31 protein-coding genes and 2 pseudogenes are annotated in these 23,245 nt (G+C 66.9%); 28 read left to right on the forward strand and 5 right to left on the reverse strand.

Annotation, left to right across the window (positions count from 1 at the left end; all coding sequences use genetic code 11):
• The first annotated feature begins 2 nt into the window (after window positions 1–2).
• The 22 genes and pseudogenes from R6U01_RS00240 to R6U01_RS00345 all read left to right on the forward strand — a co-directional run bounded on the left by R6U01_RS00240 (window position 3) and on the right by R6U01_RS00345 (window position 11,346).
• Window positions 3–467, forward strand: coding sequence for a 50S ribosomal protein L22 (locus R6U01_RS00240; RefSeq protein WP_410284453.1), 465 nt, complete (start codon window positions 3–5; stop codon window positions 465–467).
• A complete protein-coding gene (locus R6U01_RS00245; protein WP_410284454.1) occupies window positions 467–1,399 on the forward strand; it encodes a 30S ribosomal protein S3 in 933 nt (310 codons plus the stop codon). The genes R6U01_RS00240 and R6U01_RS00245 overlap by 1 nt, the downstream gene beginning before the upstream one ends.
• Window position 1,400: 1 nt before the next feature.
• Window positions 1,401–1,613, forward strand: coding sequence for a 50S ribosomal protein L29 (gene rpmC / locus R6U01_RS00250; RefSeq protein ID WP_410284455.1), 213 nt, complete (start codon window positions 1,401–1,403; stop codon window positions 1,611–1,613).
• 2 nt (window positions 1,614–1,615) lie between these two features.
• Complete coding sequence (locus R6U01_RS00255; protein WP_410284456.1) at window positions 1,616–2,074, forward strand: ribonuclease P protein component 1; 459 nt, start codon at window positions 1,616–1,618, stop codon at window positions 2,072–2,074.
• Window positions 2,065–2,409, forward strand: coding sequence for a 30S ribosomal protein S17 (locus R6U01_RS00260; protein WP_008001361.1), 345 nt, complete (start codon window positions 2,065–2,067; stop codon window positions 2,407–2,409). Before R6U01_RS00255 ends, R6U01_RS00260 begins: the two co-directional genes overlap by 10 nt.
• A complete protein-coding gene (locus tag R6U01_RS00265; protein WP_410284457.1) occupies window positions 2,409–2,807 on the forward strand; it encodes a 50S ribosomal protein L14 in 399 nt (132 codons plus the stop codon). Before R6U01_RS00260 ends, R6U01_RS00265 begins: the two co-directional genes overlap by 1 nt.
• Before the next feature lie 2 nt (window positions 2,808–2,809).
• Window positions 2,810–3,166, forward strand: coding sequence for a 50S ribosomal protein L24 (rplX, locus tag R6U01_RS00270; protein WP_410284458.1), 357 nt, complete (start codon window positions 2,810–2,812; stop codon window positions 3,164–3,166).
• Window positions 3,163–3,888 carry a 30S ribosomal protein S4e gene (locus R6U01_RS00275; protein WP_410284459.1) on the forward strand — a complete coding sequence of 242 codons (726 nt, stop codon included), beginning with the start codon at window positions 3,163–3,165 and terminating at the stop codon, window positions 3,886–3,888. The genes rplX and R6U01_RS00275 overlap by 4 nt, the downstream gene beginning before the upstream one ends.
• Entirely contained in the window at window positions 3,881–4,405 is a 525-nt protein-coding gene (locus tag R6U01_RS00280; RefSeq protein WP_410284460.1) for a 50S ribosomal protein L5, read from the forward strand. Before R6U01_RS00275 ends, R6U01_RS00280 begins: the two co-directional genes overlap by 8 nt.
• Entirely contained in the window at window positions 4,402–4,575 is a 174-nt protein-coding gene (locus R6U01_RS00285; RefSeq protein WP_092566565.1) for a 30S ribosomal protein S14, read from the forward strand. The genes R6U01_RS00280 and R6U01_RS00285 overlap by 4 nt, the downstream gene beginning before the upstream one ends.
• A 2-nt stretch (window positions 4,576–4,577) precedes the next feature.
• Window positions 4,578–4,970 carry a 30S ribosomal protein S8 gene (locus tag R6U01_RS00290; protein WP_410284461.1) on the forward strand — a complete coding sequence of 131 codons (393 nt, stop codon included), beginning with the start codon at window positions 4,578–4,580 and terminating at the stop codon, window positions 4,968–4,970.
• 2 nt (window positions 4,971–4,972) lie between these two features.
• The gene (locus R6U01_RS00295; RefSeq protein ID WP_410284462.1) at window positions 4,973–5,506 is read left to right on the forward strand and encodes a 50S ribosomal protein L6; all 534 of its coding nucleotides are present in this window, start codon (window positions 4,973–4,975) and stop codon (window positions 5,504–5,506) included.
• Window positions 5,507–5,509: 3 nt separating this feature from the next.
• The gene (locus tag R6U01_RS00300) at window positions 5,510–6,223 is read left to right on the forward strand and encodes a 50S ribosomal protein L32e (protein ID WP_410284463.1); all 714 of its coding nucleotides are present in this window, start codon (window positions 5,510–5,512) and stop codon (window positions 6,221–6,223) included.
• Complete coding sequence (locus R6U01_RS00305; RefSeq protein ID WP_410284464.1) at window positions 6,216–6,677, forward strand: 50S ribosomal protein L19e; 462 nt, start codon at window positions 6,216–6,218, stop codon at window positions 6,675–6,677. The genes R6U01_RS00300 and R6U01_RS00305 overlap by 8 nt, the downstream gene beginning before the upstream one ends.
• Entirely contained in the window at window positions 6,677–7,234 is a 558-nt protein-coding gene (locus R6U01_RS00310) for a 50S ribosomal protein L18 (RefSeq protein WP_410284465.1), read from the forward strand. Before R6U01_RS00305 ends, R6U01_RS00310 begins: the two co-directional genes overlap by 1 nt.
• Window positions 7,227–7,874 (forward strand): 30S ribosomal protein S5, encoded by a 648-nt coding sequence (locus R6U01_RS00315; RefSeq protein ID WP_410284466.1) that lies wholly within the window; start codon window positions 7,227–7,229, stop codon window positions 7,872–7,874. Before R6U01_RS00310 ends, R6U01_RS00315 begins: the two co-directional genes overlap by 8 nt.
• Window positions 7,874–8,338, forward strand: a complete 465-nt coding sequence (locus R6U01_RS00320) for a 50S ribosomal protein L30 (protein ID WP_410284467.1) — start codon at window positions 7,874–7,876, stop codon at window positions 8,336–8,338. Before R6U01_RS00315 ends, R6U01_RS00320 begins: the two co-directional genes overlap by 1 nt.
• Window positions 8,335–8,832, forward strand: coding sequence for an uL15m family ribosomal protein (locus R6U01_RS00325; protein WP_410284468.1), 498 nt, complete (start codon window positions 8,335–8,337; stop codon window positions 8,830–8,832). Before R6U01_RS00320 ends, R6U01_RS00325 begins: the two co-directional genes overlap by 4 nt.
• Before the next feature lie 2 nt (window positions 8,833–8,834).
• Window positions 8,835–10,301, forward strand: a complete 1,467-nt coding sequence (gene secY, locus R6U01_RS00330) for a preprotein translocase subunit SecY (RefSeq protein WP_410284469.1) — start codon at window positions 8,835–8,837, stop codon at window positions 10,299–10,301.
• A gap of 472 nt (window positions 10,302–10,773) precedes the next feature.
• Window positions 10,774–10,926 (forward strand): hypothetical protein, encoded by a 153-nt coding sequence (locus R6U01_RS00335; RefSeq protein WP_410284470.1) that lies wholly within the window; start codon window positions 10,774–10,776, stop codon window positions 10,924–10,926.
• Window positions 10,923–11,057: pseudogene (locus tag R6U01_RS00340) on the forward strand (PIN domain-containing protein); the annotation flags it as partial. The gene R6U01_RS00335 and the pseudogene R6U01_RS00340, both read left to right, overlap by 4 nt.
• A 94-nt stretch (window positions 11,058–11,151) precedes the next feature.
• Window positions 11,152–11,346 (forward strand): hypothetical protein, encoded by a 195-nt coding sequence (locus R6U01_RS00345; protein WP_410284491.1) that lies wholly within the window; start codon window positions 11,152–11,154, stop codon window positions 11,344–11,346.
• A 252-nt stretch (window positions 11,347–11,598) separates the two neighbouring features.
• Here the strand turns inward: R6U01_RS00345 and R6U01_RS00350 are convergent.
• Window positions 11,599–11,751 (reverse strand): annotated as a pseudogene (locus R6U01_RS00350) (macro domain-containing protein); the annotation flags it as partial.
• Between the two features lie 168 nt (window positions 11,752–11,919).
• Between R6U01_RS00350 and R6U01_RS00355 the strand changes: the two are divergent.
• Window positions 11,920–12,687, forward strand: coding sequence for a winged helix-turn-helix transcriptional regulator (locus R6U01_RS00355; protein WP_410284471.1), 768 nt, complete (start codon window positions 11,920–11,922; stop codon window positions 12,685–12,687).
• Window positions 12,688–12,726: 39 nt separating this feature from the next.
• Window positions 12,727–13,434: a universal stress protein gene (locus tag R6U01_RS00360; RefSeq protein WP_410284472.1), complete on the forward strand. Its 708-nt coding sequence runs from the start codon at window positions 12,727–12,729 to the stop codon at window positions 13,432–13,434.
• 20 nt (window positions 13,435–13,454) lie between these two features.
• Here R6U01_RS00360 and R6U01_RS00365 read toward each other — a convergent pair whose 3' ends face one another.
• Together R6U01_RS00365 and R6U01_RS00370 are read right to left on the reverse strand one after the other, a co-directional pair.
• Window positions 13,455–14,837 (reverse strand): APC family permease, encoded by a 1,383-nt coding sequence (locus tag R6U01_RS00365; RefSeq protein ID WP_410284473.1) that lies wholly within the window; start codon window positions 14,835–14,837, stop codon window positions 13,455–13,457.
• A 107-nt stretch (window positions 14,838–14,944) separates the two neighbouring features.
• On the reverse strand, window positions 14,945–15,865 hold the full coding sequence (locus tag R6U01_RS00370; RefSeq protein ID WP_410284474.1) for a hypothetical protein: 921 nt from the start codon (window positions 15,863–15,865) through the stop codon (window positions 14,945–14,947).
• A gap of 291 nt (window positions 15,866–16,156) precedes the next feature.
• Here R6U01_RS00370 and R6U01_RS00375 point away from each other — a divergent pair, with 291 nt between their 5' ends.
• From R6U01_RS00375 to R6U01_RS00385, 3 genes are all read left to right on the forward strand, one after another.
• Complete coding sequence (locus R6U01_RS00375; protein WP_410284475.1) at window positions 16,157–17,311, forward strand: tRNA (guanine(26)-N(2))-dimethyltransferase; 1,155 nt, start codon at window positions 16,157–16,159, stop codon at window positions 17,309–17,311.
• 115 nt (window positions 17,312–17,426) lie between these two features.
• Window positions 17,427–18,761 (forward strand): YihY/virulence factor BrkB family protein, encoded by a 1,335-nt coding sequence (locus tag R6U01_RS00380; protein ID WP_410284476.1) that lies wholly within the window; start codon window positions 17,427–17,429, stop codon window positions 18,759–18,761.
• A 15-nt stretch (window positions 18,762–18,776) separates the two neighbouring features.
• Entirely contained in the window at window positions 18,777–19,772 is a 996-nt protein-coding gene (locus tag R6U01_RS00385) for a phosphatase PAP2 family protein (RefSeq protein ID WP_410284477.1), read from the forward strand.
• 193 nt (window positions 19,773–19,965) lie between these two features.
• On the opposite strand, the gene glnA is transcribed toward R6U01_RS00385, so the two are convergent.
• Window positions 19,966–21,336, reverse strand: coding sequence for a type I glutamate--ammonia ligase (gene glnA / locus R6U01_RS00390; protein ID WP_410284478.1), 1,371 nt, complete (start codon window positions 21,334–21,336; stop codon window positions 19,966–19,968).
• Between the two features lie 126 nt (window positions 21,337–21,462).
• Between glnA and lrp the strand changes: the two genes are divergently transcribed.
• Window positions 21,463–21,924 carry an HTH-type transcriptional regulator Lrp gene (gene lrp, locus R6U01_RS00395; protein ID WP_410284479.1) on the forward strand — a complete coding sequence of 154 codons (462 nt, stop codon included), beginning with the start codon at window positions 21,463–21,465 and terminating at the stop codon, window positions 21,922–21,924.
• Window positions 21,925–21,985: 61 nt separating this feature from the next.
• Here the strand turns inward: lrp and R6U01_RS00400 are convergent, their stop codons facing one another.
• Complete coding sequence (locus R6U01_RS00400; protein ID WP_410284480.1) at window positions 21,986–23,209, reverse strand: phosphoglycerate kinase; 1,224 nt, start codon at window positions 23,207–23,209, stop codon at window positions 21,986–21,988.
• Between the last annotated feature and the right edge of the window lie 36 nt (window positions 23,210–23,245).

The following is a 23,245-nucleotide window of genomic DNA, read 5'->3' on the forward strand; positions in this document are numbered from 1 at the left end:
CCATGGGAATCAACTACAGCGTCGAGGCCGACCCGGAGACCACCGCCAAGGGGATGCTCCGCGACCGGCCCATCAGCGTGAAGGACAGCAAGGAGATCTCCCGGGAGATCAAAGGCGAGACCGTCGCCGACGCCGAGGAGTTCCTCCGGGCCGTCATCGACAAGGAGCGGTCGGTCCCGATGCGCCAGCACAACGCCGGCGCGGGCCACCGGTCCGACATCGACGGCTGGGACGCGGGCCGCTACCCCGAGAAGGCCGCGAAGGACTTCCTCAAGCTCCTAGAGAACGTCAAGCACAACGCGGACGAACAGGGATTCGACGGCGACGAGATGATCATCAAACACGTCGCCCCACACAAGGTCGGCGAACGACCCGGACGGAACCCGCGAGCCGCGGGCGCCACCCAGTGGAACACCACGCTCGCCGACGTCGAACTCATCATCGAGGACCCGGAGGCTGACGAATAATGGCTGACGAACACCAATTCATCGAGGACGGCCTGCGCCGTTCACAGATCAACGAGTTCTTCGCGGACGAGCTCGGCCGAGCCGGCTACGGCGGCATGGACGTCGCCAAGACGCCGATGGGCACGCAGATCGTCTTGAAGGCCGAAAAGCCCGGTATGGTGATCGGGAAGGGCGGGAAGAACATCCGCAAGATCACCACCGAACTCGAGGACCGCTTCGACATGGACGACCCGCAGATCGACGTTCAGGAGGTCGACGAGCCCGACCTGAACGCCCAGATCGTCGCGGACCGTCTCGCGAACGCCCTCGAGCGCGGCTGGTACTTCCGGAAGGCCGGCCACACGACGATCGACCGGATCATGGACGCCGGTGCGCTGGGCGCCGAGATCGTTCTCGCCGGAAAGGTCACCGGCGCGCGCTCGCGCGTCGAGAAATTCAACCGCGGCTACATCAAGCACAACGGCGAGCCCGCACAGGAGGTCGTCGACCACGGCCAGGGCGTCGCGGTGATGAAGCTCGGGACGATCGGCGTCAACGTGAAGATCATTCCACCGGGCGCGAAGCTCCCGGACGACTTCGACGTCCGCGAGGACGCCGAGGTCCCGGAGGTCGAGCAGGCCGTCGCGGGCGACGACGAAGGCGTCGAGGCGCTCCTCGAAGAGGAGCCCGAGGAGGTGCCGGACGCCGGCGCCGACGACGACGTCGAGGTGCCCGACGAGGACCCCGCCGACGTCATCGACGAGGAAGTCGTCGAGGAGGTCGTCGAGGAGACGCAGGACACGGCCACGGAGGCGACCGACGTCGCCGCCGAGGAACCGGTCGGCGACGCCGACGCGGAGGACATCGACGAGCTCGACGAAGAGATCGAGTCGGAAGCGGCCGACCTGGTCGCGGAGATGGAAGCCGCGGACGACGAAGAGGAGGACGAGTAACATGGCGATCCTGTACACGGACGAGATTCGCGACATGACGGCGGCCGAGCGTCAGGTCGAGCTCGAGGAGCTCGAGACCGAGCTGCTCAACTCGAAGGCGCAGCGGGCGGCCGGCGGCATGCCGGACAGCCCGGGCCGCGTGAAGGAACTGAAGAAGACGATCGCGCGGATCAAGACGATCCAGCAGGAAGAAGGCGACTTCGACGACGAATAACGATGATTTCCCCCGACACCCTCGTTCGGCACGAACTCGTCGGCCTCCCGGTTCGGGTGGTCGACGCCGCCAGCGACGCCCACGTGGGCATCGCCGGCCGCGTGCTGTCCGAGACGTTCGGCACCCTCGTGGTCCGAACGCCGTCGGGGGACAAACGCGTGCCCAAGTCGGGCGCGACGTTGGAGTTCGCGGTCGTCGACGTCCCGACCGTCCGCACAGATGAAGCCGCCGACGACTGTCAGTCGTCGGGGTCCGCGTCCCAACTCGGGTCGGATACTACGGGGGTCCGCCCCCGTCAGTCTGGCCCGTCCGGGTCCACAAGCGTCGTCACCGGTGACGACGCGGGTCCGGCGAGCCATCGCGGCGAGTGCAAAGACGCGGTCTACGTAACGGTGGATGGCGAACGGTTGCGACATCGACCCGCCGAACGCACCGAACGAGGTGTCACACAATGGCGATAGGAATCGACGTACCCACGCCTCCGGAGCCAGACAACCCGGAGGATTACGACTACGAGAAGTGCCCGTTCTACGGGCAGCTCTCCGTCCGCGGCCAGACCCGTGAGGGGACGGTCGTGTCGACGGATATGGAAAAGACCGTCATCGTCGAGCGAGAATACGACGTGTTCGTACCGAAATACGACCGGTACATGAAGCGTCGCTCGCGCATCCCGGCTCACGTGCCGGGCGTGCTCGACTCGCTCGAAGTCGGTGACGAAGTGAAGATCGCGGAGACGCGACCGCTCTCGAAGACGAAGTCCCACGTCGTCGTCGAGAACCTGTCGGGTGATCAGTGATGGAGGCGCTCAAGGCCGACGTCACGCAGGGGCTCTCGAAGGGCTCGCTCATCGCGTGCGCCGACAACACCGGCGCCCGTGAGCTGAAGGTGATTTCCGTGGCGGGCTACTCCGGCACGAAGAACCGCCACCCGAAGGCAGGTATCGGTGACAAGGTGACCGTCTCGGTCACCAAGGGGACGCCGGAGATGCGGCGGCAGGTGCTGGAGGCGGTCGTCGTCCGCCAGCGCAAGCCGATCCGCCGCCCGAGCGGCACGCGCGTGAAGTTCGAGGACAACGCGGCCGTCATCATCGACGACCTCGACGAGCCGCGGGGCACCGAAATCAAAGGCCCCGTCGCCCGCGAGGTCGCCGAACGATTCGGGAGCATCGCCTCGACCGCGACGATGATCGTCTAATCATGACGAAACAGCCACGCAAACAACGAAAACGGTCGGAGACCGCGCCGCTCCACGAGCGGCAGAGCCAGGTCCGGGCCACCCTCACGGAAGACCTTCGCGAGGAGTACGGACAGCGCAACGTCCGCGTCAACGCCGGCGACACCGTCGAGGTGCTTCGCGGCGACGCGGCCGGGACGGAGGCGGAGGTCATCTCCGTCGACCTGTCCGCGGAACGGATCACCGTCGAGGACGTCACCGTCGAGAAGGCGGACGGGGAGGAGGTTCCCCGCCCCATCCCGGCGAGCAACGTCCGGGTGACCGATCTGGACCTGGAAGACGATCGCCGGGAGGCGCGGCTCCAGGAGGATAACGAATGACGCGACATCAGAAGCGACTGGCAGTACCGAACTCCTGGCCGGTCGAGCGCAAGACCAACACGTTCACCGTCAAGGCCGGCGCCGGCCCGCACGGTGAGGCGGGCGTTCCGCTCGTCGTCCTGCTGCGGGACGTGCTCGGTTACGTCGACTCGACGAAGGAGGCGCGCTACGCGCTGAACAACGACTCGGTCCTCGTCAACGGGGACGCGATCTCGGACGAGCAGCGTCCGATCGGGATGTTCGACATCCTGGCGTTCCCCGAGCGCGGGGAGTTCTTCCGCGTCTTCCCCGACGAGGGCGGTCGGCTCGCGCTGAGCCCCGTCGACGAGGAGGCCGCGGGCAGCCGGCTCGGACGGATCACGAACAAGTCCGTCGTCCCCGGCGGAGACGTCCAGCTGACGCTCCACGACGGGACGAACGTTCGCGTCGACGCGGACGCGTCGTACGACACCAAAGACTCGATCGTCATCGACAACGAGTCGAAGGAGGTCGTCGCCCACTTCGAGTACGAGGAGGGCGCGCTCGTCACCGCCGTCGCCGGCCAGCACGCCGGCCGCATCGGCGAGGTCGACGACATCGACGTGACGCTCGGCTCGGGATCGAACACCGTGTACGTCGCCGACGACGGCGACGGCTACGAGACGGTCGAGGAGTACCTCGTCGTCATCGACGAGAACTTTACCGGCGACGACGCCGAGGAGGCGGGTGATTCGGATGAGTGAAGCCGAGAGCGCCGCCCACGAGATGCGCGAACCGTACCTCGAGAAGATCGTCGTCCACATGGGCGTCGGGCAGGGCGGTGAGCCGCTCGCCGACGCCGAGGAGATCATCGAGGAGATCACGGGCCAGCAGTCGGTCCGGACCACCTCGAAGCGCACCATCGCCGAATTCGGGATCCGCAAGGGCGACCCGATCGGCGTCAAGGTGACGCTGCGGGGCGAGGACGCGCACGGGTTCCTCGAGACCGCGCTCGACATCGTCGACGTCTCCGCCAGCCAGTTCGACGACACGGGCAACCTGAGCTTCGGGGTCGAGGACCACACCGACTTCCCGAGCCAGGAGTACAACCCGAACATCGGCATCTACGGGCTCGACGTGACGACGACGATCGTCCGGCCCGGCTACCGCGTGTCGAAGCGGGACAAGGCGACGGCGTCTATCCCCGCGAAACACCGGATGACCGTCGAGGACGCAGCGGCGTTCCTCGAGACCAACTTCGACGTAGAGGTAACGGAATGAGCGAAGCGAACAACGACACGGGCGAACACGCGGCGAAGCGCACCGACACCCGGCACACCTGCCGGCGGTGCGACCGCGAGCAGGGGCTCGTCGGCAAGTACGACATCAACCTCTGCAGGCAGTGTTTCCGCGAAGTCGCCCGAGACATGGGATTCGAGAAGTACAGCTGATCATGACAGGAAACGATCCATTCACCAACGCGCTCGCCGGCATGGACAACGCCGAGAGCGTTGGCCACCTGTCGTACACGGTTGAGCCCGCCTCCAACATCATCGGCTCCGTCCTCGAGGTCCTCTACGACCGCGGGTACGTCGACGGCTTCGAGTACGTCGACGACGGGAAAGCCGGGAAGTTCGAGGTCGAACTGAAAGGCGCGATCAACGAGTGTGGCGCCGTCAAGCCCCGCTACTCCGCGGGCGCGGACGAGTTCGAGAAGTGGGAGAAGCGATACCTCCCGGCCCGTGACTACGGGACGCTCATCGTCACGACGAGCCACGGCGTCATGAGCCACTACGATGCACGCGAAGCGGGCATCGGCGGCCAAGTGATCGCATACGTCTACTAACAATGAACAGAGTCGAAATCGAGATTCCGGACGACGTCTCCGCCGCGACCGACCACCTCGAACTCACCGTCGAGGGTCCCAACGGGAGCGTCACGCGACGCCTCTGGTACCCCGACGTCGAGGTCACGGTCGAGGACGGTGTCGTCGCGATCGCTTCCGAGAACGAGGACGCGAAGACGAACGCCACGGTCGGCACCTTCGAGAGCCACGTCGCCAACATGATCCACGGCGTCACCGACGGATGGGAGTACACGATGGAAGTGTACTACGCCCACTTCCCGATGCAGGTGTCCGTGGAGGGCGACGAGGTCGTCATCGAGAACTTCCTCGGCGAGCGAGCACAGCGACGCACCCCGATCCGCGGTGACACGGAGGTACAGGTCGACGGCGAGACGGTACGGCTTACGGGCTCCGACAAGGAGGCCGTCGGGCAGACCGCCGCCGACATCGAACAGCTGACGAAGGTGACCGACAAGGACACGCGCGTCTTCCAGGACGGCGTGTACATCGTCGAGAAGCCCACCGGAGGTGCCTAACCAATGGCCGAAGAACTGGAAGACATCAGCGGTGTCGGTCCCTCGAAGGCGGACGCCCTTCGCGAGGCCGGCTACGAGACGGTCGAGGACGTGAAGGCCGCCTCCCAGTCGGAGCTCTCCGAGGTCGAAGGCGTCGGCAACGCGCTCGCAGCGCGAATCAAGGCCGACGTCGGCGGGCTGGAGGTCGACGAGGAGGCGGACGCGGAGATCGAAGACGAGACCGACGAGGAGGAGGAGGCCGACGAGGCCGAGGCCGACGAGGAGGTCGAGACGGAGCTTCGCCCCCGCGGTCACGCCGACAAGACGCCGGAACTGGACGACGAGACCGCTCGCGCGCTCGCACAGAAGCACCGCGAGGGAAAACCCCAGTTCAACCGGCAGGACTACCACAAGAAAAAGCGCATCCCGACGTCGTGGCGCAAGCCGCGCGGCGGACTCTCGAAGCAGCGCCGTCGGATGAAAGCGAAGGGCCCCGTCGTCGAGGCGGGGTTCCGCTCTCCGAGGGCGTCCCGCGACCTGCACCCGAGCGGCTTCGAGGAGGTCCGCGTGCACAACACGGACGACCTCGAGGGCGTCGACGGCGACACGCAGGCGGTGCGGATCGCCTCGAAGGTCGGCGGTCGCAAGCGCGAACTGATCGAAGACGAGGCGGAGGAGCGCGAGATCCGCGTGCTGAACCCGACCTACGTCGAAGTGGAGGTCGACGACGATGAGTGACCTGAAAGCACAGAAACGGCTCGCAGCGGACGAGCTGGACGTCGGCAAGGGCCGCGTCTGGCTCGACCCCGAGGCACAGGAGGAGATCGAGGACGCCATCACCCGCGAGGACGTCCGCGAGCTCATCGAACAGGGCACGATCCGCGCGAAGGACGCGAAGTCGAACTCCCGCGGTCGGGCCCGCGAGCGCGCCGCGAAGCGCTCGTACGGACACAAGTCCGGCGCCGGCACCCGGAAGGGGAAGGCCGGTGCGCGACAGAACACGAAGGACGACTGGAAGGCGCGGATCCGCGCGCAGCGCGCCCGCCTGAGGGAACTCCGCGACGACAAGGACGTGCTCGACGCCAGCGAGTACCGCACGCTTTACAACAAGGCGAGCGGCGGCGAGTTCGAGGACGTCGCGCGACTGGAGGCGTACATCCAGACGCAGTACGGCTATGAGGTGACCGACTAATGGCGACAGGACCACGATACAAGGTGCCGATGCGGCGCCGCCGCGAGGTCCGGACTGATTACCATCAGAGGTTGCGCCTGCTGAAATCGGGCAAGCCTCGCCTGGTCGCCCGGGCGAGCAACGCTCACATCAGGGCGCAGCTGGTAACCCCCGGACCCGACGGCGACGAGACCCACGCGGCCGCCTCCAGCGAGGACCTCGCGGAGTACGGCTGGGACGCCCCCACGGGCAACCTCCCCAGCGCGTACCTCACGGGATACCTCGTGGGCGCCCGCGCCGTCGATGCCGGCCTCGACGAGGCCGTGCTCGACATCGGGCTCAACACGGCGACGCCCGGCAACAAGACGTTCGCAGTACAGGAAGGAGCGATCGACGCCGGCCTCGAGATCCCGCACAACGACAGCGTGCTGGCCGACTGGTCGCGTACGCGAGGCGAGCACATCGCCGCGTACGACGAGCAGCTCGACGAGCCGCTGTACAGCGGCGAGTTCGACGCGGCCGACTTACCCGAGCACTTCGACGACGTGCTCGCGACAATCCAGGAGGACCATGAGTAGACACAACGACGGCTGGGAACCGCGGACGCGACTCGGCCGCAAGGTACAGGACGGCGACATCACGTCGATGGAACAGGCGCTCGACTCCGGCCTCCCGCTGAAGGAGGCGGAGATCGTCGACCAGCTCCTCCCGGGGCTGGAAGACGAGGTGCTGGACATCAACATGGTCCAGCGCATGACCGACTCCGGCCGCCGCGTGAAGTTCCGCTGCGTGGTCGCCGTGGGCAACCGCGACGGCTACCTCGGCTACGCGCAGGCCCGGGACGACCAGGTCGGCGGCGCCATTCAGAAGGCGATCGACGTCGCGAAGCTGAACATCATCAAGGTGGACCGCGGCTCCGGCTCCTGGGAGGACCAGCCCGGCGGCACGAACTCCCTGACCCGGACGGCCACCGGCAAGGCCGGCTCCGTCACCGTCGAGATCAAGCCCGCCCCGCAGGGGCTGGGACTCGCGGCCGCGGAGACGGTCCGGAACATCCTGGAGCTCGCTGGCGTCGAGGACGCCTGGACGAGCTCCGACGGCAACACCCGCACGACGGTAAACCTCGCGAAGGCGACGTTCAACGCGCTGGAGAACGCGGCGCAGTCCCGCACTCCGCAGCACGCCCGCGAGGTCCACTACGACGAGGTGAGCGAGTGATGCAGGCGATCGTGCAGCTCCGCGGTGACGTCAACCTCGAGTACGGCGTCGAGGACACGCTCGACATGCTGAACGTCGGGCGCGTCAACCACGCGACGTTCGTCCCTGAGACGGACTCGTACCGCGGCATGATCACCAAGGTGAACGACATCGTCGCGTTCGGGGAACCGAGCGTCGACGCCGTCGCGACCACCATCGCGCGACGCGGCGAGCCCCTCGAGGGCTCCGCCGACATCGACGACGAGTGGATCGACGACAACACCGACTACGCCGACGTGGAGGCGCTGGCGGAGGCGCTCGTCGCCGAGGAGACGACTCTGCGCGAGCAGGGGCTCTCCCCGACGCTGCGACTCCACGCGCCCCGCGGCGGTCACGAGGGCATCAAACACCCCGTGATCGAGGGAGGCGAGCTCGGCAGACACACGACCGAGGAGATCGACGGTCTCCTGGAGGCGATGCGATGACGAGCAAGAAACGTCGACAGCGCGGATCCCGGACGCACGGCGGCGGAACGCACAAGAACCGGCGCGGCGCCGGGCACCGTGGCGGTCGCGGCGCGGCCGGCCGCTCGAAACACGAGTTCCACAACTACGGGCCGCTCGGCAAGTACGGATTCAAGCGCCCCGAGGACGCCCAGACGGAAGTCCTCGAGGTCAAGGTCCAGAAGCTCGACGAGGACGCGGCGCTGTACGCCGCGGAGGACCTCGCCGAGGAAGACGGCGACGCCTACGTGATCGACGCGCGCGACGTCGTCGACGACGGCCACGACGCCGACGTCGTAAAAGTGCTCGGCGGCGGGCAGGTCCGCCGCGAGCTCCGCGTCACGGCCGACGCGTTCACCGCCGGCGCGGTCGAGCTGATCGAGGAGGCCGGCGGCGAGGCGACGCTCTCCGAGCGCGCCGAGGAAGCCGCCGCCGAATCAGAAAACACTTCAGACGACGAGACTGACGAGGCGTAATCATGAGCTGGAAGGAGGCCGCCGAACCGGTGCTCTCGCGGATGCCCGTCGTGGAGCGACCGACGGGTCACGTCCCGTTCAGACGGAAACTCACGTGGACGGCCGGCATCCTGATCGTCTACTTCTTCCTGACCAACATCAACCCGTTCGGGTTGGCGGCGGGGGGAACGGACTTCTTCGGGCAGTTCCGGTCGGTGCTCGCCGGCGAGTCCGGTTCGCTGCTTCAGGTCGGTATCGGACCGATCGTCACGGCGTCCATCGTCCTCCAGCTGTTGGGCGGTGCGAATCTGCTGGGCCTCGACACCGACGACCCGCGTGACCAGGTCCTGTATCAGGGCCTCCAGAAGCTGCTGGTGATCATCGTCACGGCGCTGACAGCTGCGCCGATGGTGTTCACCGGACAGTTCCTGCCCGCGGACCCGGCCGTCGGACAGGCGCTCGGCATCGGGACGTTCGGCGTTCAAGGGCTGATCTTCGTGCAGATCTTCATCGGCGGCGTCCTCCTCCTGTTCATGGACGAGATCGTGAGCAAGTGGGGCGTCGGCTCCGGCGTCGGGCTGTTCATCATCGCGGCGGTGAGCCAGCAGATCGTCGGCGGCTTCTTCAGCTTCTCCGCGCTCGGCGCACCCGGTTTCTTCGCGAACTGGTACGCGATCGCGACGGGAGGCACCCAGCTCGGGTCGCCGTTCACGTCGGCCGGGCTGGAGTCGCTGCTCTTCGAGCCGGGGAACATCCTCGCGCTGTTCACGACGGTGTTCATCTTCGGGATCGTGGTGTACGCGGAGTCGGTCCGCGTCGAGATCCCGCTCTCGCACGCCCGCGTGAAGGGCGCGCGCGGTCGGTTCCCGGTGAAGCTCATCTACGCGTCCGTCCTGCCGATGATCCTCGTCCGCGCGCTGCAGGCGAACATCCAGTTCCTCGGCCAGCTCCTCTCCTCGCAGTGGGCGGGGATGCCGGCGTGGCTCGGGGCGTACGGTGAGCAGGGACAGCCCACGTCCGGACTGTTCTACTACCTGAACCCCATTCAGCAGCCGGAGCAGTGGATGTGGTTCCGCGGCGAGGCGACCGGCGAACCGTGGATGATCGCGGTTCGGCTCGCGATCGACCTCACCTTCATGATCGTCGGCGGGGCGATCTTCGCCATCTTCTGGGTGGAGACGACCGGGATGGGCCCGGAGGCGACCGCGAAGCAGATCCAGAACTCCGGGATGCAGATCCCCGGATTCCGGCGGAATCCACAGGTCGTCGAGAAGGTGATGGAGCGGTACATCCCGCAGGTGACCGTCATCGGCGGCGCCCTCGTCGGGTTCCTCGCCGTGATGGCGAACCTGCTCGGCACTATCGGACAGGTCTCCGGAACCGGGCTGCTGCTCGCGGTCTCGATCACGTACAAGCTGTACGAGGAGATCGCCGAGGAGCAGCTGATGGAGATGCATCCGATGATGCGCCAGATGTTCGGCAACGAGTAACGAACATCCACACTTCTTTACATTCTTTTTCGACACTGAGCGACTGCTTTGTGCTCACTCGTCTCCCACTTAGAAGTGGTCGCAGCTACCAACTCGAACGACGTTTTCGGCCAGCTCGACGAGGTCGACTCAGTCACGAATAACCAAACTGACTCGATCCGGTCGTCAGTCAAGCAAACAGAGGCCGATGAACTTCGGACGAGTGTCGGTACATCATCTGATTCGGATACGTGTACGGAATCATGGCGACGAACGATTTCGCCTCTACCTCGCTCGATGTCGGCTCTGTCCATGTCAATTCAAACAGCACCGCATTACGACGAAACACGAGGGAAACTGCAACGCAGAAACAGTTTCACAGTGTTGATACTGCGGTGAGACGCATACTCGAACCGACGGTCTGGAGGTCCGTCGCCTCATTACGCAACGAGACCACCAGTAGTCTTTTGCGAGTTGGTGGATAAAAACAGGTATGAGTCTCACTCCAGACGACTTCGAGGAGTTCGTTTCCTCGGACCCCGATGATGACGAGACGGTCCCGCTCGGACAGGCACTCTCAGAGCTGGGACTCGACGTCGAGGTTGACTCCGTCGAAGCCGTTCGTGACGTCCGCGAACGGTTATGAGAATACTCCTCGACACGAACGTTCTCGTCGCAGCAGTTACTCGGGATACCGATCGATCTGATGAAGCGATCGAACTGCTTGATCAAGTCGACAGTCCACTCGTTTCGGTTCTTAGCCTCATGGAATTGCGGAGTGTTCTGAGCAAAGAGAAACGGTTCGAACGAGATCGCATCGAGGCTATCGAGAAATCGCATCGAGGCTATCGAGAACCGAGTTACCTCTCGTATGACCGTGACTTTTCCCGACACCTCCGATATGATGGCAGCGAACTGCCTCCAATCGGAAACGCTGTTGTACCCCATGGACGCGATGATCCTCTCGGCAGCCGACGCTGCCGACGCAGCCCTCGTCTCGTTTGATTCCGAATTGGTCGAGCACGGTGCGGAGCTCCCTCAACAATTGCCCGACGAGGACGAGTGAATCGGGACACCACCGGTACGCGAAGGACTGACCGGAATCGAGTTGACCGGTCTCGATGACCCTGTCGAGCGCTTCCCTAACGAGGCGCTCCAGATCAATGACAGACGATGACGTCAATGGACCCGCGTCCGAAGACCTGAACTATCCCGATACGCTCCGGGTTACGAGTTCCTCGCCGGGGGATGCGTTTGCCGGTGCGATCACCGATGCCGCGGATGCAGAGTCCGGCGAACAGAGTGACGTCGTCGTGTCCTTCGAGACGGCGGCCTCGTGTATCGGTCCGCCAGCGTTTCGGCGGAGCGCACCGGCGACGCCGCTGCCCATCTGCAGACTGGTTCCAGCGGCGTTCACGAGCGCGTCCGCGCGCTGTTCGGCGATGTCGCCTCGGATCACGTCGAAGTGCATGCGTGACGTTTCCGTCGACGAGCCGGTAACGTTACCGGGCGGCTCGCGTCCGCGAGGAGCGAGCGAGACCTCGTGAGTAAGCCATATTACGCTCTGGCGGCTATGATTTCTTATGATGACCGTTCGACGACACAGTGCGGTCTCACCCGGAGGAGGAGGCACTCTCCCGTGAGCCACCACCTCGACGAGATCGACCGACAGATCATTCACGCGCTGATGTCGGACGCGCGAAACACCTCCGCGCCGATGATCGCGGAGGATATGAACGTCTCGGCGGGGACCGTTCGAAACCGGATCGAACGCCTCGAGGAGGCGGGCGTCATCCGTGGATACACGGCCATCGTCGACTTCGAGCAGGCGGGCGGCCGACTCACCTCGGTGTTCATGTGCACCGTTCCCGCCGACGAGCGGGAGCGCTTGGCGCTCGCGGCCCGGTCCATTCCCGGCGTGATCAACGTGCGCGTGCTGATGGCGGGTCGTCGGGACCTTCAGGTGGTCGCGGTCGGCGAGGAGACGAGCGACCTCCGCGAGATCGCCCGCGCGCTCTCGGGCCTCGACATCCGCATCGAAGACGAGGAATTGCTCCAGACGGAACTACACACCCCGTACTCGCGGTTCCTCGCTGACGACTCCAAGCGATCGGTGGTCACGGACACCGTCACGCTCGCGGACGGGAGCGCCGTGATCGAGGTATGCGTCACCGATGACGCGCCGATCGTGGGTCGCTCTCCGTCTGAGGCGCAGGCCGACGGACTCCTGTCGAGCGACGACATCGTGACGTCGATCGAGCGCGACGGGTCGATCATCCATCCCGTCGACGACACGACGATCCGGCCGGACGACGTGGTGACGGTGCTTCCGAAGGAGTCGTCTGGGGAGGAGGTCATCGAAGCGTTCATCGCCGAGGGGGACGAGACGCCGCCGCCGACGTCGTGAGTCTGCCCGTTTATTATTCTGGACGAGCAACGGGGAGCCATGGCAGACACGATCCTCGTTCCGCTCGAGCTCCCTGACCCCGAGCCCCTGTCACCGGTGCTGGTCGAGGACCTGGCCTCGCTCTCGGTCGTGGTCCTTGGTCACTACGACCTCCCCGAACAGACGCCGGCCAGTTCGGCGAGAGAGCAGTTCGGCGAGGAGGCGCAGGCGACGCTCGACGAGGTCGCGGACGCGTTCGCGGACGCCGGCGCGTCCGTCCGGACGCGGCTCGTGTTCGGGAAGGATCGGGCGGCCGCCATCCAACAGGTCGCGGCCGAGGAGGACTGTGCCGCCGAGCTCGACCCCGCCCCGACCGAGGGGATCGAGACGATCCTCGTCCCGATCCCGGACGTCGCCGAACTCGATCGGCTTCCGACGTTCGTTCGGATCCTGAGCGAGGACTCGACCCAGCGGATCACGCTGTTCCACGTCGTCGAGGGCGAGGAGTCCCGCGAGCGAGGCGAGGCCGTCGTCACGGAGACCCGCGAGCGCCTGATCGAGGACGGGTTCGACGCCGAGGCCGTCGACACGCTGGTCGTGGAGGGTGACGAACACGACGAGGAGATCCTCCGGGTCGCGGCCGAGTACGACGCGGTCGTGATGTACGAGCCGGAGGCCCGCCTCGGTGACCGGGTCTTCGGGACGCTCGCGGACCGGATCGCCGACGAGACCGGCGACCCCGTTATCGTCGTCAACCGCGACTACTGACTCGCTTCCGCGGTACGCCGTCACTCCGGTTCCGTCGAGGCGATCCCGTCGTCTTCCTCGCCGCGACGGGCCCGAAGGATCGTTCCGATCGCTCCGGTTCGGTCCGTCCTGGACCGGCCGTACGCGACGTACACGAGCGCGCTCCCGAGGATGATCCCGACCGCTCCGAGGATCGGTAGCGTCCCCATCTGGGTCAAGAGGCCGATCCCCGCGAGGAAGCCGAACAGCTGGACGTACGGGTAGCCGGGGGCCCGAAACTCGGGCTGGTACGACGGGAGGTCCGCCTCGCGGAACGCGACCAGCGAGAGGTTGATGATCGAGAAGACGAGGATCTGGAACGCGCTCGCCAGCTTCGCCAGCTCGATCACCGGGACGAACGCGATGAGCAGCAGCAACACGACCCCGGTGAGCAGCACGGCGTTCCGCGGGGTCTTGAACCGGTCGTCGATGGTTTGGAGCGCGGGTGGGAGGAGGTCGTCGCGACTCATCGCGAGCGGGAACCGCGAGGACGACAACACGCCGGCGTTGGCCATGCTCGTGAGCGCGACGACGGCGATCACGGAGATGAACGCGATCCCGAAGCCGCCGAAGAGCGCGTCCGCTCCGTCGGCCATCGGGGTAAGCGACGCCGTCCCGCCAGGGCCGCCCGTCTTCAACACCTCCGGGTCGCTCAGACCGATGATCGCTCCGACCACCCCGATGTACAGGAGCGTCATGATCGCCATCGAGCCGAGCATCGCGCGCGGGAGGTTCGTTCCCGGGTCCTTCACCTCCTCGGCGACGCTCGCGATCTTCGTGACGCCCGCGTACGAAACGAAGACGAAGGCGGCGGCCGTGATGACGCCGCCGCTGCCGTGGGTCGTGACGGGGGTGTACCGAGCGGGGTCGGCGACGAACCCGGCGTTGAGGACGTACGCGAGCAGCCCCGCGACGACGAGCGTGACGATGACCGCCTGTATCTGGCCGCTCATCTTCGTCCCCGAGACGTTCAGGGCGACGACGACCGCTCCGAGCGCGAGCGCGACGTACACCACCGCGCCCTGCGAGAGCGGCGCGAACAACAGCAGGTACGCGCCGAGTCCGACGAGCGCGAACGAGCTCTTGAACACCAGCGAGAACCACGCTCCGACCCCGGCGATCGTCCCGAACAACGGGCCGAGCGCCCGGTCGATGTAGAGATACGTTCCGCCGGACTCGGGCATCGCAGTCGCCATCTCGGCTTTCGAGAGCGCGGCTGGCAACACGACGACCGCGGCCAGCACGTAGGCGAGGATCACCGCCGGTCCGGCCTTCTTGTATCCCAGAGCCGGCAACACGAAGATCCCGCTCCCGATCATCGCACCCATACTGATCATCATCGTCGGATACAACCCGAGACTCCGATCCAGATCGTGCTGGCCCATCGTACACTCTCCAATAATGGGCTCACAGGTTTATTATCTTCGGAATACCCAAAATAGGCGGTAATATATTGCGGAATCAGAAACAGCGGGCGGTCGGTCGGCAGCTGTTAGTCGTCGCGCCGACTGTCGGTGTAGTCGTCGCGCCGACTGTCGGTGTAGTCGTCGTCAGCATCCTCAGCGTCATCGGCCTTCTCGCCGACCGTCTCCTCTACCTTCTGTTCGACCGTCTCTCCGACCTTCTGTTCGACCGTCTCTCCGACCTTCTCTTCGACCGTCTCTCCCACCTTCTCCTCGACCGTCTTCTCGACTGTCTCTCCGACTTTCTCTTCGACCGTCTCTCCCACCTTCTCCTCGACTGTATCCCCGACTTTCTCTTCGACCTTCTCCTCGACCGTTTTTTCGACCGTCTTCTCAACGGTTTCTCCCACCGTCTCTTCGACGGCTTCGCCGACGGTCTCCTCGACTTTTCCGGTCACCTCCTCGCTGACGGTGTCGCTGACGTCGTCGGCGACTTCGCTGACCTCCTTGTTGACAGTGTCGCCGACGGTCTTCTCGACGGTCTCTTCGACTTTCTCGCCGACGGTCTCTTCGACTTTCTCGCCAACTGTTTCTTCGACCTTTTCGCCAACGGTCTCCTCGACTTTCTCGCCGACGCTCTTTTCGACCTCCTTGCTGACCGTTTCGCCGACGCTCTTTTCGACCTCCTTGCTGACCGTCTCGCCGACGCTCTTTTGAACCTCCTTGTTGACGGTGTCGCCGACGGTCCGCTCGACCTCTTTGTTGACGGTATCGCCGACGCTCTTTTCGACTTCCCTGCCGACCTGATCGGCGACCTCCCGCGTCATCCAGTCGGGGTCGAACCGGGCCATCTTCCAGACGACGTGGACCACGTACGAGGCGAACACCCCGATCCCGAACGCGACGCCGATGTTGCTCGCGTTCAGCGTCGCGATGAGGACGATCGACAGGATGATCAGCGCGCCGTACGCGAGGTCGGTGAGCGCGTCGACGCGGGCCGGACTCACCATTTCCGATCCGCCTCCGCGGTCGCGTCGCGTTCGCCTGTCGCTTCTGTGGTCCCCCGTCGGCTCCGACCGACGCGGGGCACCGACTCGGACCGGATCGCCGGCTCCCGACTGACCGTCGGCACCGGACGACCGGTACGGTCTCGATTGAGCGTCGCGTGCATTGGTATGCCTACCTATCCGCGGTGACGGGCTAAAAGCCCCGCTTCACGGCCGCGCCCTCCCCGAGGGCCGAATCGCCGCGAGAGACGTGCGGAGCGCGGTCCTTTTGTGCCGGATGACCGAACCTGAGGCATGGACATCGAGGAGGGCGGTCTCACCGTCTCCGTCCCCGAGGCCCGGGACGGGGCCAGCGAGGGCACCGGTGGCGGGGTCTTCTTCAACCCGACGCAGGAACTGAACCGCGACGTCACCGTCGCGGTGCTGCGCGCGTACCGCGACCGGGAACCGCGCGCGGCGTCCTACCTCGACGCGATGGCGGCGTCGGGTATCCGCGGGGTCCGCGCCGCCGCCGAGGGGTACGACGTCACCTGCGCCGACGTCGACCCGGACGCGGTCGACCTCGCGGCCGAGAACCTCGCCGCCAACGACCTCGACGGGGAGACGGTCCACCGCGACGTCAACGCCCTGCTGTACGAGAACGTCTTCGACGTCGTCGATCTGGACCCGTACGGGACGCCGATCCCGTTCGCTGACGCCGCGCTCGCGAACGCGCGCAACCTCGTCTGCGTCACGGCGACCGACACCGCCCCGCTTTGCGGCGCGCACCTCAACAGCGGGATCCGGAAGTACGGCGCCGTCCCGCGCAACACCGACTATCACCCGGAGATGGGGCTCCGGACGCTGATCTCCGCGCTGGTGCGCACCGCGGCGCGCTACGACAAGGCGGCCCGCCCGATCGTCTCGCACGTCTCGCGCCACTACGCGCGCACGTACCTGGAACTGGAGTCCGGCGCGCGGGCGGCCGACGCCTGCATCGACGAGCTCGGATACGTCGACAACTGCGAGGACTGCCTCTGGCGGGAGCCGACGCGCGGGCTGATCGCCGATCCCGTCGAGAGCTGCCCGGTCTGCGGGGGCGACCGCGTGCTCACGGCCGGACCGCTGTGGCTGGGGTCGATCGCCGACGCCGACTTCGCCCGGGCGGTTCGACGCCACGTCACCGAGGACATGGGGGAGGCGAAGCGCGCTCGGAAGCTGCTCGGAACCGTCGCTCGCGAGATCGACACCCCCACGCACTACGACCAACACCGCCTGTACAAGGAGTGGGGCGAGCCCGCCGTCGGCATGGACGAGTTCGTCGACGCGCTTCGCGCGGCCGGATACGAGGCCAGCCGCGCGCACTACCGCGGCACCGCGGTCAAGACCACCGCCTCGATTCCGGAGATGCGAGCGGCGGTTCTGGACGACGCAGACGATGCCGACGGTGGCGCCGACGCCGCGAACTGACCCGCTTCGCTCGCTCCCCCGTCCCGACCACGCCCCGCTCGCCTCTCGCCCGCGTCCCTCGCGGATCCCGACCGCACCGTCCCGTTTTTTGTCGCTCTCGCCCGAACCGCGGAGCGTGTTCCCCTCCCCGACCAGCGCCTTCGGTACGACCCGCCGCGTCGTCGACGTCGCGATCGACCGGCAGGTGACGTTCCTCGCCGCCGCGATCGCCTACTACGCGTTCGTCTCGCTGATTCCGGCGCTCCTGCTGCTCGTCGTCGTCGCGACCGCCGTCTTCGGCGAGGTGATCGCCGGCGAGCTCGTGACGGCGGCCGGTGACTTCCTCACGCCCGCCGGCGAGGACGCGGTGGCCGCAGCGATCTCCTCAGCCGGCGGCCGAACGGGAGCGGGCGTGTTCGGCGTCGTCGTGCTGGTGTGGTCGACGCTGAAGGTGTTCCGCGGACTCGACACGGCGTTCGCCGAGCTGTACGGCGTCAAGCAGCCGCCGGACTTCGTGAAACAACTCATCGACGCCGCCTCCGTCGTCCTCGCAGTCGGCGTCGGCGTCAGCGTGATGGTCGTCGTCGGCGCGTTCGTCGCCGCCGCCGACGCCGTCCCGCTCGTGGAGACGGCGAGCATCCTCGTGTTGCCGGCCTTCCTCGCCGTCGTCTTCCTCCCGATGTACTACCTGCTTCCCCAGCCCCACATCGGGCTTCGAGAGGCGCTGCCCGGGGCGGCCGTCGCCGCCGTCGGCTGGACGCTGCTGCAGGCCGGGTTCCAGGTGTACGCGGCGAGCGCCGGACAGTTTCAGGTGTACGGCGTCATCGGCGGCATCCTGTTGCTCGTCACGTGGCTGTACCTCGCTGCCGTCGTCGTCGTAGTCGGCGGCGTCGTCAACGTGGTGTTGGCCGGCCGGGAAGGCCCGGACCGCGAGGGCGGAATCGGTCGCGGCGGCGGAGGCCGTTCCGCCGCCGGCCCGACCGCGGCCGACCCCGCCGCGGACCGGCAGTTACAACACGACCGCGACCGACCCACCGGTATGAACGGCGAGTCGGACGGCGCGGACGACGCCGGCGACGAGGAGCGGCCGCAGGGAGCGCCGGACGTCGCCGCGCTCCAGGAGGAACTCGGACGGCTGCGGGCGGAGTTCGACGAGTTCGAGGACGACGTCGAGCGGCGCACCGTCGACAAGCCCGCGGTTGAGTCGGAACTGAAACGCTACGTTCGAGCCCGGATGCGGCGGGGCCACGCTCGCGGCTGGGGGCCGTACCTCGTGCTGCTGTACGGGACGGTGCTCATCCTGGGAGCGTTCTCCTTCCTCGACGGGATCTACGCCATCGCCGCGATGCTCATCCTCGGGCTGTCAACGCTCGGGCTCTACACCCTCTTTATCATCGTCGGCATCAGTCTCAACCTGCTCGAAACCCCCGGAAAGGCACTCGACTACGCCCGTGGCCGCGGCGACGACTGATCGAGTGATCGATCCGTGACCAGACTCGTTACCGCTGATCGGGGAGTCGGCGAGATCGTCCTCGTCGACGCACTACCCGAGTTCGTCGTCGTCGCCTTCGCGGCCGTCACCCACCTCGCCGACCCGTGGTTCCTCTTCGGGCTCTTGGCGGTCACCTACTGGTTCGCCGGCCACCGGATCGCGGCCTCGCCGCGCCGGGCCGGCGCGACCGCCATCGCCGCGGTCACCTGTGCGTACGCCGCCGTCGCGCTCGGGAAGGCGTGGTTCGCCGTCCCCCGACCGCCGGGCGCCATGGGCCCCGCCGCCGTCCCGACGTGGCTCCCCGGGCTCCTCTCGGGGTGGTACGAGGCGCAGGTGCTCTCCGACGGCTTCGGCTTCCCGAGCGGGCACGCCACCGGCGGCGCGGCCGCCTACGGCGCGATGGCGCTGTTGTACGACCGCGCGTGGACCGAACGGAAGCGCATCCTCGCGGCCGGCCTCGTCGCCGTCGCCGTCGCCGCCTCGCGGGTGGTCATCGAGGTCCACTACCTCGTCGACGTGCTCGCCGGACTCGGCCTCGGCGGCGTCGTCGTCGTCGGCACGCTGTGGCTCGCCGGCGACCCGCGGTTTCGCGGCGGTTCCACCCGGTCGGCGCGCGCGGATCCGACCACCGCGCTCGACCCCGTCCCGGCGTTCCTGTTGGCGGGGGTCGTCTCGTTCGCGGCGGCCGGCGTCGCGTTCGCCGGCGGACACGCCGGAGAGGTCGTCGAGGCCGGGATCGGGATCGCCACCGGCCTCGGCGGCGCGGTGGGCTGGCGGCTCGTCCCCGGCGACGAGTCCGCGGTTCCGGTACGGGTCGCCGTTCCGGCGCTCGCCGTCACCGGCGCGCTCTGGGTCGGCGCGTACGCGTTCGCCGATTCGATCGTCGTCACGCTGGCCGCGACGGCCGCCGCGGTCGTCGCCGTCGTCGCGCTGCCGGCGCTGCCGGATCGGATCGCGGGAGCGGCCGTTTCGAACGGCGGTCACGGATGACGTATTTCTAATCGGTCGCGCCGGCGAGCGGTCGAGACGCTGGCGGTGGTAACCGCTCTCAGCCGGGTGAACGACCGACGGCACCGCTGCGAGTCGACGGATGCCCGATCGACCGAAAACGAGCGAACCGAACGCGGATAAAGGGGCAACCCGAAATCGGGGAACCGAGAGAACCGCAACCCGAGACCGCGCCTCAGAACGTCTCGAGGTAGCGGTCCTCTTCCCACTGCGAGACCTGGGTGAGGTACTCGCTGAACTCTTGGGACTTCGCCTCGGCGAACTTCTCGGAGGTGTGCGGGCCGAGCGCGTCCTGCAGCACTTCGTCCGCCTCCAGCGCCTCGACGGCGGCGCCGAGGTTCGGCGGCAGCGTCTCGATGCCGTACTCCTGGCGCTTCTCGTCGTCGAACTCGTAGATGTCCTCGCGGACCGGTTCGCCCGGGCCGGCCTCGGTCTTGATACCGTCGAGCCCGGCGGCGATGAGCGACGCCATCCCGAGGTAGGGGTTACAGGACGGGTCGGGGCTGCGGACCTCGAACCGGGCGGAGACGCCCGCGGCGTCCGGGACGCGGACGAGCGCCGAGCGGTTCGTGTCGGACCACGCGACGTAGATGGGCGCCTCGTAGCCGGGCACCAGGCGCTTGTAGGAGTTCACGGTCGGGTTGGTGACGGCCGTGAACGCCTTGGCGTGGTTCAGGATGCCGCCCATGAACTGGTAGGCCGTCTCGCTCAGGTTGAATTCGTCGTCGTCGTCGGCGAAGGCGTTGCCGTCCTCGTCGAACAGCGAGATGTGGCTGTGCATCCCCGAGCCGTTGATGTCGGCGATCGGCTTGGGCATGAACGTCGCGTGCAGATCGTGCTGGCTCGCGACCGCGCGGACGACGGCGCGGAACGTCGCGATGTTGTCCGCGGTCGTGAGCGCATCGTCGTACTTGAAGTTGATCTCGTGTTGCCCCTCGGCGACCTCGTGGTGGGAGGCCTCGATCTCGAAGCCCATCTCCTCTAAGGTGAAGATGATCTCCTTGCGCACGTCGCTCGCGAGGTCCTTGGGCGCGAGGTCGAAGTAGCCGCCGTTGTCGTGGGGGATCGTCGTCGCGTTCCCCTCGTCGTCGGTCTTGAACAGGAAGAACTCGGGCTCCGGACCGATGGAGACGGAGTAGCCCATCTCCTCGGCCTCCGCGAGGACGCTTTTCAGCACCTGACGCGGACCGCCGGCGAACGGCTCGCCGTCGGTGTCGACGATGTCACAGATGAGCCGCGCGGCCCCGCTGTCGCCGTCGCCGTCGCTGCGCCACGGGAGCACCGCGAACGTGTCGGGGTCGGGGACGAGCCGCATGTCGGACTCCTGGATGCGTACGAATCCCTCGATGGAGGAGCCGTCGAAGTAGATCCCCTCGGTGAACGCCTTCTCCGCCTGGTGGGCCGGCACGGAGACGTTCTTCACGACGCCGAGGATGTCGGTGAACTGGAGCCGCAGGAAGTCGACGTTCTCCTCGTCGATCTCGTCGAGTACCGCCTGTTCTTCGGCCGAGAGGCCGCCGTCTGCTTTCGCGTGTTCGTCCGTCATGTTCTGGACGCTTCAGTAGTTATCTGCCAGTATAAAGGCCTTATCGCTTGGTGCATGAACCGCCAGTGTGGCAATACTGCTGGACGTTCGTAAAATTATAAACCCCTGAGCGCGTGGTTAGGTGTGATGACGTACGAAAACCTCGACGCCAAACTCGTTAACTCCCTTCTCAGCAACGGTCGCGCCAGCCTCCGAAGCCTCGGCGACGAACTCGACGTGTCCGTAACGACCGTCTCGAATCACCTCCGAGATCTTGAGGACGAGGGCGTGATCCGGGGATACACTCCCATCGTCGACTACGACAAGCTCGGGTACGACGTGACTGCCGTGCTCCAGTTGAAGGTGGAGGGGAGCGCGCTCCCCGACGTCACGGAGAAGCTCCGGCAGGAGAAACAGATGGTGAGCGTCTACGAGGTCACGGGCGATTACGACGTGATCGCCATCGGCAAGTTCACCGACACGGACGGGATGAACGACCAGATCAAGGCGATCCTCACCGACGCCGACATCCGCGAGTCGAACACGAGCGTCGTGCTCAACGCGGTGACCGAAAACGAGCAGTTCGACCTCGATCTCAACGAGGAGTAGTCGGCTCAAATCGCCCGCCGAACCTCGCGCCTCGCCGCCTCACCGCCGCTCGGCCGCCGCCTTACTGCCGCTCGGCCGCCTCCTCGAGGACCTCCACGGCCGGCAGCGGCTCGCCCGTCAGCGCCCGGATGTAGGCCCCGCCCGCGATCGACACGTGCGAGAAGTCGTCCTCGCTGAGCCCGTACATCTCGATCGCGCGTGAGGTGTCGCCCCCGCCGACGACCGAGAAGCAGTCGGTCTCGGCGATGGCCTCGAGCACGCCGACGGTGCCGTCGGCGAACCGCTCGTCCTCGAAGACGCCGAGCGCCCCCTTCACGAACACCGCGTCGGACTCGCGGACGAGCGGCTCGTAGGCCGCGACCGTCTCCGAGCCCACGTCGAGGTACCCCGTGTCCTTCTCGTCTATCTCGTCGACGGCGACCTCCGCGCGCTCGCCCTCGGACCCCTCGTACGCGAGGTCCGTCGCGAGGTGGATCGCGTCGCCGCGCTCGGCGAGGACCGACTCGATCAGCTCGCGGTTCCCCTCCCACTGCTCGTCGAACAGGTCCATGTCCCCGACGTCGCGCCCGACGGGGTGGCCCGCCGCGCGCAGGAAGAGCTCGCCGGCGACGCCGCCGAGCAGGAACCGGTCGACCCGGTCGTCTAAGGCGTCCATCACGCCGATCACGTCGGTCGCCTTCGTCCCGCCGACGACCATCGTCACCGGACCGTCGAACTCGCGGGTCGCGATGGCGGTGTTGGCCTCGTACTCCGTCTCCATCACGCGGCCGGCGTAGGCGGGGAGCGCGAGCGGGAACCCGACCAGCGAGGCGTGCTTCCGGTGGGCCGCGGAGTACGCGTCGTTGACGTACGCGTCGAAGTGGGGGGCGAGCGTCGTCACGAACTCGGTGTCGGCCTTCTCCTCGGGCGACTCCTCGGGAAGTTCGTCCTCGCACATCCGGGTGTTCTCCAACAGGAGGACCTCGCCCGCGCCGAGCGCGTCGACGGCGGACAGCGCCGCCTCGCCGTAGGTGTCCTCGACGAAGGCGACGTCGCGGCCGACGTGCTCGGCGAGGATCGCGGCGTGGCCCGACAGCGACGTGAAGTCGTCGCGGCCGGGGCGGCCCTGGTGAGCCAGACAGACGACGCGGTGGCCCGCGTCGGCGAGCTCGCGGACCGTCTCCGCGTGGCGTTCGAAGCGGCGGTTGTCCTGCGGTTCTCCGTCCTCGATCGGCGAGTTGAGGTCGAGCCTGACGAGGACGCGCGAGTCTGCCGGGAGGTCGTCGATGGTGTCGAAGTCGGACATGGGTGAACCGTCGTCGATGAAGTATTTAAGCGGTGG

It is taken from the genome of Halorubrum sp. (assembly GCF_046498025.1).
In the GTDB taxonomy this organism is placed as follows: Archaea; Halobacteriota; Halobacteria; order Halobacteriales; family Haloferacaceae; genus Halorubrum.

Coding starts and splice junctions, on each gene's coding strand:
- R6U01_RS00240 (WP_410284453.1), top strand. CDS start 3: ATGGGAATCAACTACAGCGTCGAGGCCGACCCGGAGACCACCGCCAAG.
- R6U01_RS00245 (WP_410284454.1), top strand. CDS start 467: ATGGCTGACGAACACCAATTCATCGAGGACGGCCTGCGCCGTTCACAG.
- rpmC (WP_410284455.1), top strand. CDS start 1,401: ATGGCGATCCTGTACACGGACGAGATTCGCGACATGACGGCGGCCGAG.
- R6U01_RS00255 (WP_410284456.1), top strand. CDS start 1,616: ATGATTTCCCCCGACACCCTCGTTCGGCACGAACTCGTCGGCCTCCCG.
- R6U01_RS00260 (WP_008001361.1), top strand. CDS start 2,065: ATGGCGATAGGAATCGACGTACCCACGCCTCCGGAGCCAGACAACCCG.
- R6U01_RS00265 (WP_410284457.1), top strand. CDS start 2,409: ATGGAGGCGCTCAAGGCCGACGTCACGCAGGGGCTCTCGAAGGGCTCG.
- rplX (WP_410284458.1), top strand. CDS start 2,810: ATGACGAAACAGCCACGCAAACAACGAAAACGGTCGGAGACCGCGCCG.
- R6U01_RS00275 (WP_410284459.1), top strand. CDS start 3,163: ATGACGCGACATCAGAAGCGACTGGCAGTACCGAACTCCTGGCCGGTC.
- R6U01_RS00280 (WP_410284460.1), top strand. CDS start 3,881: ATGAGTGAAGCCGAGAGCGCCGCCCACGAGATGCGCGAACCGTACCTC.
- R6U01_RS00285 (WP_092566565.1), top strand. CDS start 4,402: ATGAGCGAAGCGAACAACGACACGGGCGAACACGCGGCGAAGCGCACC.
- R6U01_RS00290 (WP_410284461.1), top strand. CDS start 4,578: ATGACAGGAAACGATCCATTCACCAACGCGCTCGCCGGCATGGACAAC.
- R6U01_RS00295 (WP_410284462.1), top strand. CDS start 4,973: ATGAACAGAGTCGAAATCGAGATTCCGGACGACGTCTCCGCCGCGACC.
- R6U01_RS00300 (WP_410284463.1), top strand. CDS start 5,510: ATGGCCGAAGAACTGGAAGACATCAGCGGTGTCGGTCCCTCGAAGGCG.
- R6U01_RS00305 (WP_410284464.1), top strand. CDS start 6,216: ATGAGTGACCTGAAAGCACAGAAACGGCTCGCAGCGGACGAGCTGGAC.
- R6U01_RS00310 (WP_410284465.1), top strand. CDS start 6,677: ATGGCGACAGGACCACGATACAAGGTGCCGATGCGGCGCCGCCGCGAG.
- R6U01_RS00315 (WP_410284466.1), top strand. CDS start 7,227: ATGAGTAGACACAACGACGGCTGGGAACCGCGGACGCGACTCGGCCGC.
- R6U01_RS00320 (WP_410284467.1), top strand. CDS start 7,874: ATGCAGGCGATCGTGCAGCTCCGCGGTGACGTCAACCTCGAGTACGGC.
- R6U01_RS00325 (WP_410284468.1), top strand. CDS start 8,335: ATGACGAGCAAGAAACGTCGACAGCGCGGATCCCGGACGCACGGCGGC.
- secY (WP_410284469.1), top strand. CDS start 8,835: ATGAGCTGGAAGGAGGCCGCCGAACCGGTGCTCTCGCGGATGCCCGTC.
- R6U01_RS00335 (WP_410284470.1), top strand. CDS start 10,774: ATGAGTCTCACTCCAGACGACTTCGAGGAGTTCGTTTCCTCGGACCCC.
- R6U01_RS00345 (WP_410284491.1), top strand. CDS start 11,152: ATGACCGTGACTTTTCCCGACACCTCCGATATGATGGCAGCGAACTGC.
- R6U01_RS00360 (WP_410284472.1), top strand. CDS start 12,727: ATGGCAGACACGATCCTCGTTCCGCTCGAGCTCCCTGACCCCGAGCCC.
- R6U01_RS00365 (WP_410284473.1), bottom strand. CDS start 14,837: ATGGGCCAGCACGATCTGGATCGGAGTCTCGGGTTGTATCCGACGATG.
- R6U01_RS00370 (WP_410284474.1), bottom strand. CDS start 15,865: ATGGTGAGTCCGGCCCGCGTCGACGCGCTCACCGACCTCGCGTACGGC.
- R6U01_RS00375 (WP_410284475.1), top strand. CDS start 16,157: ATGGACATCGAGGAGGGCGGTCTCACCGTCTCCGTCCCCGAGGCCCGG.
- glnA (WP_410284478.1), bottom strand. CDS start 21,336: ATGACGGACGAACACGCGAAAGCAGACGGCGGCCTCTCGGCCGAAGAA.
- lrp (WP_410284479.1), top strand. CDS start 21,463: ATGACGTACGAAAACCTCGACGCCAAACTCGTTAACTCCCTTCTCAGC.
- R6U01_RS00400 (WP_410284480.1), bottom strand. CDS start 23,209: ATGTCCGACTTCGACACCATCGACGACCTCCCGGCAGACTCGCGCGTC.